The 17,774-nt window shown below is 65.8% G+C and carries 9 protein-coding genes; 3 read left to right on the forward strand and 6 right to left on the reverse strand.

From position 1 onward, the window contains the following. Positions 1-20: 20 nt before the first annotated feature. The 3 genes from metH to ACGFZ3_RS12860 are packed head-to-tail and all read right to left on the reverse strand — an operon-like array spanning position 21 to position 4,723. The gene (gene metH, locus ACGFZ3_RS12850; protein ID WP_392921590.1) at positions 21-2,705 is read right to left on the reverse strand and encodes a methionine synthase; all 2,685 of its coding nucleotides are present in this window, start codon (positions 2,703-2,705) and stop codon (positions 21-23) included. Further along, entirely contained in the window at positions 2,702-3,781 is a 1,080-nt protein-coding gene (locus tag ACGFZ3_RS12855; RefSeq protein ID WP_392921593.1) for a homocysteine S-methyltransferase family protein, read from the reverse strand. Before ACGFZ3_RS12855 ends, metH begins: the two co-directional genes overlap by 4 nt. Positions 3,782-3,793: 12 nt before the next feature. Further along, positions 3,794-4,723: an ArsR/SmtB family transcription factor gene (locus ACGFZ3_RS12860; RefSeq protein ID WP_392921595.1), complete on the reverse strand. Its 930-nt coding sequence runs from the start codon at positions 4,721-4,723 to the stop codon at positions 3,794-3,796. Between the two features lie 146 nt (positions 4,724-4,869). On the opposite strand from ACGFZ3_RS12860, the gene ACGFZ3_RS12865 reads away from it, so the two are divergent. Next, on the forward strand, positions 4,870-6,018 hold the full coding sequence (locus ACGFZ3_RS12865) for an acyl-CoA dehydrogenase family protein (protein WP_392921598.1): 1,149 nt from the start codon (positions 4,870-4,872) through the stop codon (positions 6,016-6,018). 460 nt (positions 6,019-6,478) lie between these two features. Here the strand turns inward: ACGFZ3_RS12865 and ACGFZ3_RS12870 are convergent, their stop codons facing one another. Genes ACGFZ3_RS12870 through ACGFZ3_RS12880 form a run of 3 tightly spaced genes read right to left on the reverse strand, consistent with a single transcriptional unit; the run spans position 6,479 to position 11,598 of the window. Then, positions 6,479-9,649 (reverse strand): multidrug efflux RND transporter permease subunit, encoded by a 3,171-nt coding sequence (locus ACGFZ3_RS12870; protein WP_392921601.1) that lies wholly within the window; start codon positions 9,647-9,649, stop codon positions 6,479-6,481. Between the two features lie 15 nt (positions 9,650-9,664). Continuing rightward, on the reverse strand, positions 9,665-10,939 hold the full coding sequence (locus ACGFZ3_RS12875; RefSeq protein WP_392921605.1) for an efflux RND transporter periplasmic adaptor subunit: 1,275 nt from the start codon (positions 10,937-10,939) through the stop codon (positions 9,665-9,667). Continuing rightward, positions 10,939-11,598: a TetR/AcrR family transcriptional regulator gene (locus ACGFZ3_RS12880; protein ID WP_392921608.1), complete on the reverse strand. Its 660-nt coding sequence runs from the start codon at positions 11,596-11,598 to the stop codon at positions 10,939-10,941. Before ACGFZ3_RS12880 ends, ACGFZ3_RS12875 begins: the two co-directional genes overlap by 1 nt. 263 nt (positions 11,599-11,861) lie before the next feature. Here ACGFZ3_RS12880 and ACGFZ3_RS12885 point away from each other — a divergent pair, with 263 nt between their 5' ends. Further along, entirely contained in the window at positions 11,862-16,838 is a 4,977-nt protein-coding gene (locus ACGFZ3_RS12885; protein WP_392921611.1) for an NAD-glutamate dehydrogenase, read from the forward strand. A gap of 143 nt (positions 16,839-16,981) precedes the next feature. Further along, positions 16,982-17,758 carry an NAD kinase gene (locus ACGFZ3_RS12890; RefSeq protein WP_392921613.1) on the forward strand — a complete coding sequence of 259 codons (777 nt, stop codon included), beginning with the start codon at positions 16,982-16,984 and terminating at the stop codon, positions 17,756-17,758. Positions 17,759-17,774 lie beyond the last annotated feature (16 nt).

Consider the following 17,774-nt stretch of genomic DNA (forward strand, 5'->3'; position numbering starts at 1 on the left):
CGCTGGTCGGGTGGTGCGGATCATTCCGGATCGTAGTCGAGGTTGGAAGCCAGCCAGCGCTCCACCTGCGCGCGGTCCACGCCTTTTCGCTTGGCATAGTCGCTGACCTGCTCGCGGGTGACGCGTCCGACCACGAAATACTGGCTCTGCGGGTGGCTGAAGTAATAGCCGGAAACCGCCGCCGTCGGCAGCATCGCAAAGCTCTCGGTCAGCTGCATGTCCGCGTTGTTCTCCGCATCGAGGAGGCGGAACAACGTGGCCTTCTCGCTGTGCTCCGGGCAGGCGGGGTAGCCCGGTGCCGGGCGGATGCCGCTGTACTGTTCGGCGATCAGCGCTTCGTTGTCCAGGGTTTCGTCCGGCTGATAGCCCCAGTAGTCGGTGCGCACCTGCTGGTGCAGGCGTTCGGCCAGGGCTTCGGCCAGGCGGTCAGCCAACGCCTTGAGCAGGATTGCGTTGTAGTCGTCATGGTCGGCTTCAAAGCGGGCCACGTGCGGGTCGATGCCGATGCCGGCGGTGACCGCGAACGCGCCGATCCAGTCCTGTTGGCCGCTGTCGGCAGGTGCGATGAAATCGGCCAGGCAGAAGTCCGGGCGCTCCACCGGTTTGTCCACCTGCTGGCGCAGGAAGTGCAGCACGGCCGGGCCGTCATCGGTGGTGAGGTGCACATCGTCGCCGACGCTGTTGGCCGGCCACAGCCCGAACACCGCCTTGGCGGTCAACCAGCGCTCGTCGACAATGCGGCGGAGCATCGCGCGTGCATCGCGGTACAGCTCGCTGGCCTGGACCCCCACGATCTCGTCGGTGAGGATGGCCGGGTACTTGCCGGCCAGTTCCCAGGCCTGGAAGAACGGGGTCCAGTCGATCAGCTCGACCAGATCGGCCAGCGGATAGTCGTCCAGCACGTGCAGGCCGGGCTTGCGTGGGGCGGGGGGGCGGTATTGCGCCCAGTTGCCGTCGAAACGCTGCGCGCGGGCCTTGGCCAGCGTCACCAGCCGCTTGGCGTCGCCGCGGTTGCGGTGGCGTTGGCGGATATCGGCATAGTCGGCCTCGTTGGCCGCCACGAAGGCATCGCGCAGCTCGCTGGAGATCAGCGACTGGGCCACGCCCACCGCGCGCGAGGCGTCCTTGACCCACACCGTGGGTGCCTTGTAATGCGGGTCGATCTTCAGCGCGGTATGCGCCCGCGATGTGGTGGCGCCGCCGATCATCAGCGGCAGGGTGAAGCCCTGCCGTTCCATCTCACGCGCCACGTGGCTCATCTCTTCCAGCGACGGCGTGATCAACCCCGACAAGCCGATGATGTCGGCGTTCTCGGCACGGGCTGCGTCAAGGATCTTCTGCGCCGGCACCATCACGCCGAGGTCGATCACCTCGAAGTTGTTGCAGGCCAGGACCACGCCGACGATGTTCTTGCCGATGTCATGCACGTCGCCCTTCACCGTAGCCATGATGATCTTGCCATTGCTCTTGGCGGTATCGCCGCTGCGCGCCTTCTCGGCTTCGATGAAGGGCAGCAGATAGGCTACGGCCTTCTTCATCACGCGTGCGGATTTCACCACCTGCGGCAGGAACATCTTGCCGGCGCCGAACAGGTCGCCGACCACGTTCATGCCGTCCATCAGAGGCCCTTCGATCACATCCAGCGGGCGGCTGGAACGGATCCGCGCTTCCTCGGTATCGGCTTCGACCCAGGCATCCAGGCCGTGCACGAGCGCATGCGCCAGGCGCGCGTCGATCGGCTTTTCGCGCCAGGCCAGGTCTTCGCCCCTGGTCTCGCCCTTCCTGCCCTTGTACCGTTCGGCGATCTCCAGCAGGCGCTCGGTGCCATCGGCACGGCGGTTGAGGATCACGTCCTCCACGCGCTCGCGGAGTTCGGCATCCAGGTCGTCATAGATCGGCATCGCGCCGGCGTTGACGATGCCCATGTCCATGCCTGCGGCGATGGCGTGGTACAGGAACACCGCGTGGATGGCCTGGCGCACCGTTTCGTTGCCACGGAACGAGAACGACACGTTGGATACGCCACCCGATACATGGCAATGCGGCAGCGTGCGCTTGATGATGCGGGTGGCTTCGATGAAGTCAACCGCGTAGTTGTCGTGCTCCTCGATGCCGGTGGCCACGGCGAAGATGTTCGGGTCGAAGATGATGTCCTGGGGCGGGAAGCCGACCTGGTCCACCAGGATCCGGTAGGCACGGGTGCAGATTTCCACCTTGCGCGCGCAGGTGTCGGCCTGGCCCTGCTCATCGAACGCCATCACCACGGCGGCCGCCCCGTAGCGCAGCACCTTGCGCGCGTGTTCGATGAACAGCGCCTCGCCTTCCTTGAGCGAGATCGAATTGACCACACTCTTGCCCTGCAGGCACTTCAGCCCCGCCTCGATCACGCTCCACTTGGACGAATCGACCATCACCGGGATGCGCGCGATATCCGGCTCGGACATGATCAGGTTGAGATAGCGGGTCATCGCCTTCTCGGAATCGATCAGGCCCTCGTCCATGTTCACATCGAGGATCTGCGCGCCGCTGGCGACCTGCTGGCGGGCCACTTCCACTGCTTCTTCGTAGCGCTCCTCCTTGACCAGCTTGCGGAACTGCGCGCTGCCGGTGACGTTGGTGCGCTCGCCGATGTTGACGAACAGCAGGTCCGGGGTGATGACCAGCGGTTCCAGTCCTGACAGGCGGGTGTGCACGGGCCCGCTCATCGCACGGCCCTCGGCGGCAGGTCGGCCACGGCCTCGGCAATGGCCTGGATGTGCGCCGGCGAGGTGCCACAGCAGCCGCCGACCAGGTTGAGCAGGCCGGCACTGGCAAACTCACGCAGCGTGGTGGCCATTTCCTCGGGGGTTTCATCGTACTCGCCGAACGCGTTGGGCAGGCCGGCATTGGGATGCGCGCTGACCCGGCAGTCGGCGACGATGGAGAGCGTTTCCACGTGCGGGCGCATGTCGCTGGCGCCCAGCGCGCAGTTCAGCCCCACCGACAGCGGCCGGCTGTGCGCTACCGATGCGTAGAACGCTTCGGCGGTCTGTCCGGACAGGGTGCGCCCGGAGGCATCGGTGATGGTGCCGGAGATCATGATCGGCAGGCGCGCGCCGCGCGCATCGAACGCTTCTTCGATGGCGAACAGCGCGGCCTTGGCATTGAGCGTGTCGAAGATGGTTTCCACCATCAGGGTGTCGGCGCCGCCGTCGATCAGGCCATCGATGGCCTCGCGGTAGGTCTCGCGCAGCGCATCGAAGCTGGTGTTGCGGAAACCGGGATCGTTCACGTCCGGGCTGATCGAGGCGGTGCGGCTGGTGGGCCCCAGCACCCCGATCACGAAGCGTGGTTTGTCCGGGGTAGTCGCCTCGACCGCATCACAGCACGCGCGCGCAACCGCAGCGCCCGCTTTGTTCAATTCGTACACCAGGTGTTCGAGGTGGTAGTCCGCCTGGCTCACCGACGTCGCGTTGAAGGTGTTGGTTTCGATCAGGTCGGCCCCCGCCATCAGATAGGCCGTGTGGATCTCCGCGATCACTTCAGGACGAGTCAACAGCAGCAGGTCGTTGTTGCCCTTCAGGTCATGGCTTTCCGGCGTCGCGGCGGCCGCGTCGTGCCCACAGCCTGGCCGGTGAGCACTATCGAAGCCGCCGGCAAAGCGCTCACCACGGTAGTCGCTTTCCTGCAGTCCATGGCGCTGGATCATGGTGCCCATCGCACCGTCGATGATCAGGATGCGCTGCGCCAGCGCATCTTCCAAGGCGCGGACGCGATCAGGGTGCAGCCAGGGCAGGGGCATCGGAACGTGACCTCAGGGCTTGCTGGCAATCAGCGAGATGACTTCAAAATGCGGCGGCCGCTTTTCGCGGGTCACCGTTTCCAGGCTGGACACCACCAGCCCGGCTTTCTCGGCGAACCGGCGCAGTTCCTTGTCCGAGAAACCCAGGTTGACGTGGCCATAGGCCTCGACGGCGGCCTTGTGCTCGTGGCGGGCCAGGCTGCACAGCAGCAGGCGGCCGCCGGAGCGCAGCACGCGCGCGCCTTCGGCCACCGCCTGGGCCGGCTTGGCGGCGTAGGTCAGCGCGTGCATCAGCACTACCAGGTCGAAGCTGCGGTCCTTGAAGGGCAGGGCATGCATGTCACCCTCGCGCACTTCCACGTTGGCCAGCCGGCGCAGGCGCTCGCTGGCGGCAGCTACTACGCGGGCGCTGGTGTCGATACAGACGTAGCGCTTGGCATGCGGGGCCACCAGTTCCGCCAGTACGCCATCGCCGGAGGCAATATCGAGCACGTCACCGGTTTCCAGCAGCGGCAGCGCGGTGCGCGCAAGTGCTTCCCAGGTGCGGCCGGGCGAGTAATGGCGCTCCATGTCCCCGGCCACGCTGTCTGCCCAGTTCTGGTCCGCGGCGCGGCTGGCCATCACGCTTGCCACGCGTTCAGCATCCTGGCGCAGCAGCGGGTCGTCGCTGCCGGTGCTCAGGGCATGCCACAATGCGCGCTGGGCCGGGTCCAGCGCGGCATCGTCGAAGCGGTAGTAGGCCGACACACCCGCGCGCCGGTCGCGTACCAGGCCGGCTTCCTTGAGCCGGGCGAGGTGGGTCGACACCCTTGGCTGGGCCAGGGTGGTGATGGCCGACAGTTCGGCCACGGTGAGTTCTTCCTGCTCCAGCAGCGCCAGCAGGCGCACGCGGGTGGCGTCGGCGAACACTTTCAGCCGGACCGACCAGTCCTCGAGATCCATAAATATCTACCTATCGCGATATAGAGATATTTTCGTCCTTTGGCGCCGTCGCGGTCAAGTCAGCCCGGATTGGGTGGCCCCCGGTACAATCGCCGCACCTGGACGCGCCCAGCGCGGCCATATCGACATGTTCCTGGGAGGGTTTCGTGGATTTCAGCTTCACCGAAGAGCAGCTGATGCTGCAGGACGTTGCGCGCCGCATCGCGCAGGAAAAGATCGCGCCGAGCGCCGAGCACCATGACCGTACCGGCGAGTTCCCGCTGGACAACATCCGCCTGCTGGGCGAAAACGGCCTGATGGGCATTGAAGTGCCGGCCGAGTACGGCGGCGCGGGCATGGACCCGATTGCCTACGTGCTGGCAATGGTGGAGGTTGCCGCGGGCGACGCCGCGCATTCGACCATCATGTCGGTCAACAATTCGCTGTTCTGCAACGGCATCCTGACCCATGGCAGCGAAGCGCAGAAGCAGAAGTACGTGCGCGCCATCGCCGAGGGCGAGGCCATCGGCGCGTTCGCGCTGACCGAGCCGCAGTCCGGTTCGGACGCCACCGCCATGCGTTGTCGCGCGGTCAAGCAGGCCGACGGCACCTATGTGATCAACGGCAAGAAGAGCTGGATCACCTCCGGCCCGGTGGCCAAGTACATCGTGCTGTTCGCCATGACCGACCCGGACCAGGGCGCGCGTGGCATCACCGCGTTCATGATCGACACGGACAAGGCCGGCTTCCACCGCGGCAAGACCGAGCCGAAGCTGGGCATCCGCGCCTCGGCGACCTGCGAGATCGAGTTCCAGGATTACGTGGCGACGGCTGAAGATGTGGTGGGCAAGGAAGGCGAGGGCTTCAAGATTGCCATGGGCGTGCTGGATGCCGGCCGCATCGGCATCGCGTCGCAGGCCATCGGCATCGCGCGCGCGGCGTACGAGGCCACGATCGAATACGTTAAGGACCGCAAGGCCTTCGGGGCGGCGATCGGCACGTTCCAGATGACCCAGGCGAAGATCGCCGACATGAAGTGCAAGCTCGACGCGGCGCTGCTGCTGACCCTGCGCGCGGCATGGGTCAAGGGCCAGGGCAAGCGCTTCAGCAACGAAGCGGCCATTGCCAAGCTGACCGCCTCGGAAGCGGCGATGTGGATCACCCACCAGGCCGTGCAGATCCACGGCGGCATGGGCTACTCCAAGGAAATGCCGCTGGAGCGTTACTTCCGCGATGCCAAGATCACCGAGATCTACGAAGGCACCTCGGAAATCCAGCGCCTGGTCATCGCCCGCAACGAGACCGGCCTGCGCTGAGGCGGATCTTCGCAGCGCAGAGCAACGCAGTCGGGGTCCTTTTGGGGCCCCGACTGCGTTTGGGGGGTGCGATTGCATGGTGTACGGGGGTACCGGGCTGCGCCCGGTAGCTTCATGCATCTGGGCGAACAGCCCTGTACTGCGAACGTGCCTGGCTGGGGCCGGCGGCGGTGGGCCTGCGGGGGACGCCGTGAATCCATCCCTGGAGGCTTGGTCGCCGCTTGCCGTGTGCGCAGGACAGCGCACACGTGCAAGCCGCGACCAAGCCTACAGGGACGTATTTACGGCGTCCCCCACAAACCCGCACCGACCCGCCTGGCCACAGGTCGTCCCAGCCCACGGCTGTTCGCACAAATGCATCAGCAGCCGGGCAACGCCCGGCGACACGGCAAGCCTGCAACCGTAGAAAAAAAAGGCCCCGGATCGCTCCGGGGCCTTTTGCGTTTCAGTCAAACATGGATCAACGATCCGGACGATGCGCCGCGTTGGCTTCGCCCTGGCGTTCCAGGAACTCCTTGGACGGTTCGTCCAGCTTGTCGCCCAGCATGCGGCGGACCACCACGAAGAACACCGGGATCATCAGCAGGCCCAGGAACGTGGCGAACACCATGCCGCCGATCACGCCCGTACCGATGGCGTGACGCGCGTTGGCGCCGGCACCGGTCGAGATCGCCATCGGGATCACGCCCATGATGAACGCAAACGAGGTCATCAGGATCGGGCGGAAGCGCAGGCGCGAGGCCTCGATGGTCGCCTCGCGCAGGTTCTTGCCCGCTGCACGCTGCTCCACCGCGAATTCCACGATCAGGATCGCATTCTTCGCCGCCAGGCCGATCACCGTGATCAGGCCGATCTTGAAGTACAGATCGTTGGGCAGGCCCCGGGCGAGCGAGAACGCCAGCGCACCCAGCACGCCCAACGGCACCACCAGCAGCACTGCCACCGGGATCGACCAGCTTTCATACAGCGCCGCAAGGCACAGGAACACCACCACGATCGACAGCACCAGCAGCAGCGTGGCGGCGTTGCCCGCCAGGATTTCCTGATAGGACATGCCCGACCAGTCGTAGCCGAAGCCCGCTGGCAGGTCATCCTGCACGATCCGTTCCATCGCCTGCATCGCCTCGCCCGAGCTGCGGCCCGGGGCCTGCGAACCGACGATGTTGATCGCCGAATAGCCGTTGTAGCGGCTCAGCGACGGCGGTGCCGACACCCATTCGGACTTCACCACCGTGCTCAGCGGAATCATCGCCGGCGTACCGTCCGCGTTGGTCTGCAGCGAACTGGGCGTGTAGAAGCTGTTCAACGACTCCGCACCGGTGCGGAACGGACCATCGGCCTGCATGGTCACGCGCTTGATGCGGCCCTGGTAGAAGAAGTCGTTCACGTACACCGGTGCCAGCATCAGCTGGATCGTGCTGTACACGTCCGACACTGACAGGCCCATCGTCTGCGCCTGCACGCGGTCTACGTGCAGCTGCAGCTGCGGCGCGTTTTCCAGCCCGTTCGGGCGTACGCCGGTGAGCAGGTCCTTCTCCTCGGCCGCCTTGCCCAGCAGGATGTTGCGCGCCTGCGTCAGCTGTTCGAAGCCGGCACCGCCGCGGTCCTGCAGCCACATGTCGAAGCCGCCGAACTGGCCCAGGCCCTGCACGGTAGGCAGGTTGACCACGAAGATCTGTGCTTCCTTGATCCCGTAGAACGCGCCGTTCATGTTCTGGATGAACTCGGGAACCGTGATGTCACGGTCTGCCCAGGGCTTGAGGCGGATGAAGCCCATGCCCACGTTTTCGCCCGAACCGACGAAGCTGAAACCTGCCACCTGCAGCATGCCTTCGAAGCCATCCTGCTTTTCCAGGATGCCGCGCATCTGCGCGAAGGTCGCGTTGGTCTGCGCCTTCGTAGAGCCCGGCGGCAGCTGCACGATCGCCAGCGCATAGCCCTGGTCTTCTTCCGGCAGGAAGCTGCCCGGCATGCGGGTGAACAGGAAGCCGCACAGCACGGTCAGCACCACGAACAGGATCATCCAGCGCGGCGCATGCTTCACCGCCGAGGTGATGTGGCCCACATACGTGTTGCTGACCTTGTCGTAGTACTTGTTGAAGGTGCGGTACACCACGTTTGGCTCGCCATGCGTGGCCTTCAGGAAGGTCGCGCACAGCGCCGGGGTGAAGCCCAGCGCCAGGAACGCCGAGAACGCCATTGCGATGGCGATGGTCAGCGCGAACTGCTTGTAGATCTCACCTGCCGCACCGCCCTGCAGTGCCGACGGAATGAACACCGCCGCCAGCACGACGGTGATGGCCACTACCGCGCCGGTGATCTGGGTCATGGCCTTCTGGGTGGCAGCCTTCGGCGGCAGCTTCTCCTCGGTCATGATGCGTTCGACATTCTCGATGACCACGATGGCGTCATCGACCACGATGCCGATCGCCAGCACCATCGCAAACAGAGTCAGCTGGTTGATGGTGAAGCCGATGATGCTCATGCCCAGGAAAGTGCCCAGCAGGGCGACCGGGATGACCAGCGTCGGGATCAGGGTGGCGCGGAAGTTCTGCAGGAAGATCAGCATCACCAGGAAGACCAGCACGATCGCTTCGATCAGGGTCTTGACCACTTCCTCGATCGAGATCTTCACGAACGTGGTGCTGTCGTACGGGGAGAACCAGCTCACCCCGGTCGGGAAGGTGGACTCCAGTTCGTCCATCTTCGCAGTGACCGCATTGGCCACGTTCAGGGCATTGGCGCCCGGCAGCAGCTGGATCGCGAAGGCACCGGTCGGCTTGCCGTTGTACTGGGTGTCAAAGCCGTAGTTGTTGGCGCCAAAGGCGATGCGGGCTACGTCCTTGAGCAGCACGCGCGAGCCATCCGCGTTGGCGCGCAGGATGATGTTCTCGAACTGCTCGGGCGAGCTGAAGCGGCCTTCCGCCGACACCGTGGCCGTGAAGTAATGCCCGGCCGGGGACGGATCCGAACCCAGCGAGCCGGCCGCGAACTGCACGTTCTGGGCCTTGATCGCCGCCAGCACCTGGCTGGCGGAGAGGTTGAAGCCCTGCATGCGTTCCGGGTTGAGCCAGATGTTCATGGCGTACTCGGAACCGAACTGCTGGGTGCTGCCCACGCCGGGAATGCGCGAGATCTGGTCGAGGACACGCGAACCGACGATGTCGTTGAGCGCATCGCGGGTGATCGCCTCGCTGTCAGACTGCAGCGCCACCACCATGAGGAAGCCGGCGTTGGCCTTGGCCACCACCACGCCCTGCTGGGTCACCTCGGTGGGCAGGCGGGGCGTGGCCAGCGATACCTTGTTCTGCACCTGCACCTGGGCGATGTCCGCGTCGGTACCGGTTTCGAACGTCAGGGTGATGGTCGCGCGGCCGTTGGAGGCCGATGAAGAGCTGAAGTACAGCAGGTGATCGATACCGGTCAGCTGCTGCTCGATCACCTGGGTGACCGACTTTTCGGTGGTATCGGCGCTGGCGCCGGGGTAGGTGGCGCTCACCGTCACCTGGGGCGGTGCGATGCTGGGGTAGGACTCCACACCAAGACCGAGGATCGAGATCACGCCCGCAAGCGAGATCAGGATCGCGACCACCCAGGCGAATACCGGGTGTTCAATGAAAAATTTAGGCATGACGGCTGGTTCCCGTTATTGCTTGGTCGGTTCGGCAGCCGGAGCGCCATCGGAAGGCTTGGCGGCCGGATCGGCGGGTGCGGCGGCGGCATCGGCCTGCGCCGCAGGTGCGGTGCCGGCAGCAGATGGGGCGCCCGCCGGGGCGGCGCCGTTGCCGTTGGCAGCAGTCGGGGTCCACGGCTTGGCCGAGGCCGGAGCGCCTTCCTTGACCTTCTGGACGCCAGCCACGATCACCTTGTCGCCCGGCTCCAGGCCGCTGCTCACCAGCCAGCTGCTGCCCTGCTGTCCTTCGGTCACCACATTCTTGCGCACGACCTTGCCATCTTTGCCCACCACCATCACATAACCGCCGGTGGTATCGCGCTGCAGCGCCTGCAGGGGCACCAGGAACGCGTTCTTGCGCTCGCCCAGCACGGCCTGGAAGCTGACGAATGCGCCCGGCAGCAGGATCTGCTGCGGGTTGGGCAGCACCGCGCGCAGGGTCACCGCGCCAGTGGACGGATCGACCACCGCCGAGGAGTAATCCAGCGTGCCCGGCTGGTCATACATCGTGCCATCGGCAAGCTTCACCTGGATGGTGGACTTGCCATCGCCGCTGAGCGACACGGCACCGGCAGCCTGCGCTCGGCGCAGCTGGGTCAGCTCGTCCGAACTCATCGAGAAGTTGACGAACAGCGGGTCCAGCTGGTCGACGGTGGTCAGCAGGGTGATGTCGCCCTGACCGACCAGCGCGCCTTCGGTAACCTGCTGCTTGCCTGCGCGGCCGTCGATGGGAGAGGTTACCTGTGCATAGCCGAGGTTGATCTTTGCGTTGGCCAGCGCCGCCTGCGCCTGCTGCACGGCGGCGGCGGCGGTGCGTTCGGCGGCTTCGGCCGTGTCCAGGTCGGATCTGGACACGAATTTCTGCGGGGCCAGAGAACGGGCGCGCGCCGCAGCGGCCTTGGCGTTGGCATAGGTTGCCTGCGCCGAGGCGAGTTCGGCCTGGGAGGCGTTCAACGACGCCTGCAGCGGCGCCGGGTCGATCAGGAAAAGCACCTGGCCCTGTTTCACATCCTGGCCTTCCTGGTAGACACGCTTGAGCAGCACGCCCGGGACGCGGGCACGCACGTCGGCGCTGCGGTACGGCGACAGGCGGCCCACCAGCTCACGCTGCAGCGGCAGCGTATCGGCCTTGGCTTCGATCACGCCCACTTCCGGCGGCGGCGGCGTCTGTTGCTCCGGCTTTTTGCAGGCGGTCAGCGCGACGGCGACAGCGCACGTCAGGGCGAGGGTGCGGAGTGGGGCGATCATCAGGAGAAACTCCGGTGTTGGTTTGAATGCGGTAAGCGGATCGCCTCGGGCGCAGCGAACGCGCGCAGGAAACTGTCCACGGAAAATTCGGCCCACCGGCGCCGCTGCGGGGCGTCGGCACGGTGGGGGATGTGAAAGCGCTGTTTCTCTAAATCCTGTCCGGCGATCATGCTCAATAGCAGTTCAGCCATGAAGTGCGGGTCGTCATGCCGCAGCAGGCCGTCCTCAATACGATGCTGTAGCCATTCAGCAAGGTGAAGGGTCAGTGCCCCGGCGCCATCCCGATACAGGGAACGTGCTTCTTCGGGAAAGCGGGCCGACTCTCCCGCAATCAGCCGACGAGCCTGGATGACGTGCGGCTCGTTGAAGTGCTCCAGGTAGTCGAAGGCGAACTGCAGCAGGGACCCGCGCAGGTCATCGCCCTCCAGCGCACGCAGTCCGGCCGTGGCCCGGCACAGGTGGCGCTGCAGTACCCGGCGCAGCAGCTCCTGCTTGCTGCCGTAGCGGCTGTAGAGGGTCTGCTTGGAACACCCTGCGTGCTGGGCGACCGACTCCATGCTCAGCTGCATGCCCTGGGTCGCCATCAGATCGCGCACGGCGTCGAACACGCGATGGTCGCGCGCGTCCAGCAAGGCGGCGGCAGGGACAGGGGAGTTCACGCGGTGGACTATACCGTCCAGTTCAGAATTGGTGAAGCGTTGCTTTCGGCACTGTCGGCCAGGATGTCGTCACCGTGCCACGTCGTGTGCCGATGCTGGCAACCGGCATGCACTGCCATGCGCGTCCGTACCGGAGCGCACAGGTGGCATGCGATGTAAACGCCACCCAACTGAAAAACCTTATTCCGTCCTGCAGCAAGGCCTTTTCATGCGGTAGGGCTACAATTTCATCTTTCCAACTGGGCAACACGCACCGCTCTGCCATGAAACCGCAAAAAACAGCAGCCAAGACCGTGAAGAAAACGACCAAACCAGCCGATACGCAGACTGTTTCACCAGTGGGCTTCTCGCTGGAACCGGTGTACACGGCCTTGCGCAAGCGTTACCCGGCGGCCGGGCAGGCCGAGGCAGTGGCGTTCGCCGCAGACTTCTACAAGCGCATGGAAGCGGACGAGTTCCCGCACCACACCGCTGAAGAGTGGGCCGCACTGGCCGGCGACACCCTCGAATTCGCCCGCGTGCGCAAGGCCCGCAAGGCCAACGTGCGCGTGTTCAACCCGACGATGAAGGCCAATGGCTGGGAATCGGCGCACACCGTGCTGCAGATCGTCAACGACGACATGCCGTTCCTGGTCGACACCGTGACCATGACCCTGGCCGAACATGGCGTAGGCGTGCATGTACTGGGCCACCCGGTGATCCGTTTCACCCGCGACAAGGCCGGCAAGCTGTCGACCGTGGGCGACGGCACCGCCGAATCGGTGATGCTGCTGGAAATCGACCGCCAGCCGGCCGACGCCATGGCCGATGTCGAGCAGGCCATCGTCAAAGCGCTGGATGAGGTGCGGGCCATCGTCGGCGACTGGGAGGCCATGCGCAGCAAGGCGCTGGCCCTGGCCGACGACCTCGGCACGCGTCAGCTGCTGGTCGACGACGCCTCGCGCGCCGAGGCCCAGGCGTTCCTGCGCTGGGCCGCCGAAAACCACTTCACCTTCTTCGGTTACCGCGAATACCGCGTGGAGAAGCAGGGCAAGGAAGACGTGCTGGCGCCGTTGAACGACACCGGCCTGGGCCTGATGCGCGGCAAGGACAAGTCCGCCGCACGCCCGGTCAAGACGCTGGCCGCGCAGGGCCTCAATGCCACCACCGGGTTGAAGGACGCGCTGATCCTGACCAAGACCAATGCGCGTTCGCGCGTGCACCGCGCCGGCTACATGGATTACATCGGCGTGCTGGAATTCGACGCCAAGGGCAAGATCATCGGCGAGCAGCGCTTCCTGGGCCTGTTCACCTCCAGCGCCTACAACCGCCGGCCGTGGGAAATCCCGCTGGTGCGCCAGCGCCACGAATACGTGATGAGCAAGTCGGGCCTGGCCCCGGCCAGCCACAGCGGCAAAGCGCTGCGCCACATCCTGGAAACCCTGCCGCGCGAAGAGCTGTTCCAGTCCAGCGAGGAAGAGCTGTACCGCACCGCCATCGGCGTGCTGGGCCTGCAGGAGCGCGTGCGCAGCCGCCTGTTCCTGCGCCGTGACAAGTACAGCCGCTTCATTTCCGCGCTGGTGTACCTGCCGCGCGAGCGGTTCAACACCGACGTGCGCCTGCGCATCGAAGCGATGCTCAAGGACGCGCTGCAGGGCGAATACGTGGACAGCTCGGTGGTGCTGGGCGAATCGCCGCTGGCCCAGGTGCACCTGATCGTGCGTCCCAAGGCTGGCCAGACCCTGGAAGTGGATACCAGCGTGCTTGAGCAGAAGCTGGCCCAGGTGCTGCGCAACTGGCAGGACGACCTGCGCGAAGCACTGGTGGCCCGCCACGGTGAAAGCGAAGGCCTGCGCATTGCGGCCCGTATCGGCAAGGCGCTGCCGGCTGGGTACATCGAAGATTCCAGCACCGAGATCGCGGCCAACGACGTCAGCCAGCTCGATGCGCTGACCGGCCCGGACGACCTGCGCCTGAGCCTGCAGGCCGTGCACCGCGAAGAAGGCGACGGCCTGCGCCTGAAGCTGTACCGCCAGCTGGACGACATTCCGCTGTCGGACGCGCTGCCGATGATGGAGAACATGGGCCTGCGCGTGATCGCCGAGCGCCCGTACCGCCTGAGCGTGGACAACGCGCCGGTGTATGTGCAGGACTTCGAAGTGGAATCGCTTGCCGGGGCGATCGATGCCGCCGCCGCCGATGCCGCCTTCGGTGAAACCTTCGCCCGCGTCTGGCACGGCGACGCCGAGAACGACGGCTTCAACCGCCTGGTGCTGGCCGCTGGCCTGCACTGGCGCCAGGTCGCGATGCTGCGCGGTTACTGCAAGTACCTGCTGCAGACCGGCGTGCCGTTCTCGCAGGCCTATGTCGAAGCCACCTTCACCCGTTACCCGCTGCTGGCCCGCCTGCTGGTGGAGCTGTTCGAAGCCCGCTTCGACCCGGCCACCGGACATGAGGACAAGGATGCCATTGCCGAAGGCCAGGCCGACCTGCGCGCGCACCTGACCGTGCTGGCCAACGGCGACGAGGCCACCCTCAAGGTCATCAAGACCGTGGTCGATGCCCGCAAGGGCGACCGCAAGGCGCAGATGGACGCTGCGCGGGAGGCGCTGGTCAAGCTGATGGACCGCGTGTCCAGTCTCGACGAAGACCGCATCCTGCGCAGCTTCATGGGCGTGATCGACGCCACCCTGCGTACCAGCTACTACCAGACCGATGCACAGGGCCGCCCGGGTCACGTGATCAGCTTCAAGTTCGACTCGGCGCTGGTGCCGGACCTGCCCAAGCCGCGCCCGTACCGCGAAATCTTCGTGTACGGCCCGCGCGTGGAAGGTACCCACCTGCGCTTCGGCGCGGTTGCCCGTGGCGGTCTGCGCTGGTCGGACCGTCGCGAAGATTTCCGTACCGAAGTGCTGGGCCTGGTCAAGGCGCAGATGGTCAAGAATACGGTGATCGTGCCGGTCGGTGCCAAGGGGGGCTTCTTCGCCAAGACCCCGCCGGCGAGCGGTGACCGCGATGCGGTGTTCGCCAACGGCGTGGCCTGCTACAAGCTGTTCATCCAGGGCCTGCTCGACATCACCGACAACATCGTCGACAACAGGATCGTGCCGCCGGTGGACGTGGTGCGCCATGACATGGACGACCCGTACCTGGTGGTGGCCGCGGACAAGGGCACCGCGACCTTCTCCGACATCGCCAATGGCCTTGCCATCGAGCATGGCTTCTGGATGGGCGATGCGTTCGCGTCCGGCGGTTCGGTCGGTTACGACCACAAGGGCATGGGCATCACCGCGCGTGGTGCGTGGGAGTCGGTCAAGCGCCACTTCCGTGCGCTGGGCCGTGACAGCCAGACCCAGGACTTCACCGCCGTGGGCGTCGGTGACATGTCCGGCGACGTGTTCGGCAACGGCATGCTGCTGTCGCGCCACATCCGCCTGGTCGCCGCGTTCGACCACCGCCACATTTTCCTGGACCCCAATCCGGATGCGGCCACCTCGTTCATCGAGCGTGAGCGCATGTTCACCGTGCCGCGTTCCAGCTGGGCCGACTACGACACCAAGCTGATCAGCAAGGGCGGCGGCGTGTACCCGCGCACCTTGAAGTCGATCGAGATCACCCCGCAGGTGCGTGAAGCGCTGGGCCTGGACGACAGCATCAAGGCGCTGTCGCCGAACGACCTGATGAGCGCGATCCTGAAGGCACCGGTGGACCTGCTGTGGAACGGTGGCATCGGTACCTACGTCAAGGCCGCCACCGAACAGCACAGCGACGTGGGCGACCGCGCCAACAATGCGCTGCGCGTCAACGGTGGCGAGCTGCGCTGCAAGGTGGTGGGCGAGGGTGGCAACCTGGGCATGACCCAGCTGGGCCGCATCGAAGCCGCCCAGGCCGGCGTTCTGCTCAACACCGACTTCATCGACAACTCGGCCGGCGTGGATACCTCCGACCACGAAGTCAACATCAAGATCCTGCTCAACGATGTGGTGCGGGCCAGGAAGCTGACCGTGGACGCGCGCAACAAGCTGCTTGCGTCGATGACCGACGAAGTGGCCGACCTGGTGCTCAACGACAACTACCGCCAGAACCAGGCCCTCAGCCTGATGGAGCGGATGGCGGTCAAGCGCCTGGGCTCCAAGCAGCACTTCATCCGCACCCTGGAAAAGCAGGGCCTGCTGGATCGCCAGATCGAGTTCCTGCCGACCGATGCCGAGCTGTCGGCCCGCAAGGCGCGTGGCCAGGGCCTGACCCGACCGGAGCTGTCGGTGCTGCTGTCGTATTCCAAGCTGGTGGCCTTCCAGCAGCTGCTGGAATCGGACATCCCGGAAGATCCCTACCTCTCCAAGGAACTGCTGCGTTACTTCCCGACGCCGCTGCAGAAGAAGTATGCCGATGCGATGGAACGTCACCGCCTGAAGCGCGAGATCATCGCCACGGCCGTGACCAACCAGACCATCAACCGCATGGGCGCGACCTTCCTGATGCGCATGCAGGAGGACACCGGCCGCACCATCGCCGAGGTCGCCAAGGCTTACACCATCAGCCGCGAAACGCTGGATGCGCGTGCGCTGTGGGCGCAGATCGATGCGCTCGACGGCACCCTGCCGGAGTCGGTGCAGATCGATGCGCTGGAAGTGATCTGGAAGCTGCAGCGTTCGTTCGTGCGCTGGCTGCTGTTCCGCCCCGGCGCGATGCCGGGCATCACCGAGGCGGTGAACCGCTACCAGGCTCCGTTCAACGACATCCGTGTCGCCTCGGGCGTGCTGCCGGATGCACAGCGCCCGGCGTACGAGGCCAGCGTGCAGGAGTGGAAGGAGAAGGGCCTACCGCCGGCACTGGCACAGCAGCTGTCCGAGCTGCAGTTCCTGGAACCGGCGTTCGACATCATCGAACTGGCACGGACCCGCAAGCTCAAGCCGGTGGACGTGTCCAAGGTCCACTTCCGCCTGGGCGACGCCCTGCAGCTGCCGTGGCTGTTCGAACAGATCGACGCGCTGGAGGTCAACGGCCGCTGGCACGCCGTGGCCCGTGGCGTGCTGCGCGACGAGCTGGCTGCCCATCATCGCAACCTGGCCGCCCAGGTGCTGTCGATGAAGGGGGGCAGCGCCGAAGCCAAGGTTGCGGCGTGGATCGGCCGTGACGACAGCAGCCTGCGCTTCACCCTGTCGATGCTGCAGGAGCTGGCCGAGCAGAAGACGCTCGACTACCCGACGGTTTCGGTGGCGGTACAGCGCCTGGGCCAATTGGCGGCCCACGGTGCGTAACCTGCGCTGAGGCGCAAAAGCAAAAGGCCCCGCCATTGGCGGGGCCTTTTTGTTGAATCACGACCAACGGTCGTGATCTACCAGTAGGTATCGCCCGTGGGTCGATGCGGCATACTCTGGGCCATGCCCCACCCGGAACGCCCATGAGCGATACCCCCCGCATCGCCTTTCTTGCCAGCGCCACCGAAGCGGCCCAGCAGGCCCGCGCGGCGCTGGTAGCCCGCTATGGCGACCACCCGCCGGAACAGGCCGAAGTGCTGTGCCCGCTCGGTGGCGACGGTTTCATGCTGCAGACCCTGCACCGCCACGGCGCGCTGGGGCGGCCGGTGTTCGGCATGAAGCTGGGCACGGTGGGCTTCCTGATGAACCAGTACCGCGAAGACGACGGCGACCTGCCGGCGCGGTTGGCGGTGGCCGAACCGGCCAACCTGCGCCCGCTGGAAATGCTGGCATTGACCGAATCGGGCACCACCACCGGCTCGCTGGCCTATAACGACGTGTCGCTGCTGCGCCAGACCCGGCAGGCCGCGCACATCGGCGTGGACCTCAATGGACAGGAGCGGGTGGCCGAGCTGATCGGTGATGGCGTGCTGGTGGCGACCCCGGCCGGCAGCACCGCCTACAATTACTCCGCACACGGCCCGATCCTGCCGCTGGGTTCGCACACCATCGCGCTGACCCCGCTGGCCCCGTACCGGCCGCGGCGCTGGCGGGGTGCGATCCTGAAGGCCGATACCGAAGTACGCTTCCGCGTACTCGACCCCTACAAGCGCCCGGTCAGCGTGACCGCCGATTCGCACGAGACCCGCGACGTGGTGGAAGTGACCATCCGCGAGTCGCGCGAGCGTCGGGTGACCCTGCTGTTCGATCCGGAGCACAACCTCGAAGACCGGATCCTCAGCGAACAATTCATGTTTTGAAGGATTTCTGACCGCC

It is taken from the genome of Stenotrophomonas sp. NPDC047960 (assembly GCF_043204395.1).
Lineage (GTDB): Bacteria > Pseudomonadota > Gammaproteobacteria > Xanthomonadales > Xanthomonadaceae > Stenotrophomonas.

What these genes read in the sequence shown, in the direction of transcription:
- ACGFZ3_RS12855 (WP_392921593.1), bottom strand. Translation starts at nt 3,781, where the DNA reads ATGCCCCTGCCCTGGCTGCACCCTGATCGCGTCCGCGCCTTGGAAGAT.
- ACGFZ3_RS12890 (WP_392921613.1), top strand. Translation starts at nt 16,982, where the DNA reads ATGAGCGATACCCCCCGCATCGCCTTTCTTGCCAGCGCCACCGAAGCG.
- metH (WP_392921590.1), bottom strand. Translation starts at nt 2,705, where the DNA reads ATGAGCGGGCCCGTGCACACCCGCCTGTCAGGACTGGAACCGCTGGTC.
- ACGFZ3_RS12870 (WP_392921601.1), bottom strand. Translation starts at nt 9,649, where the DNA reads ATGCCTAAATTTTTCATTGAACACCCGGTATTCGCCTGGGTGGTCGCG.
- ACGFZ3_RS12875 (WP_392921605.1), bottom strand. Translation starts at nt 10,939, where the DNA reads ATGATCGCCCCACTCCGCACCCTCGCCCTGACGTGCGCTGTCGCCGTC.
- ACGFZ3_RS12885 (WP_392921611.1), top strand. Translation starts at nt 11,862, where the DNA reads ATGAAACCGCAAAAAACAGCAGCCAAGACCGTGAAGAAAACGACCAAA.
- ACGFZ3_RS12860 (WP_392921595.1), bottom strand. Translation starts at nt 4,723, where the DNA reads ATGGATCTCGAGGACTGGTCGGTCCGGCTGAAAGTGTTCGCCGACGCC.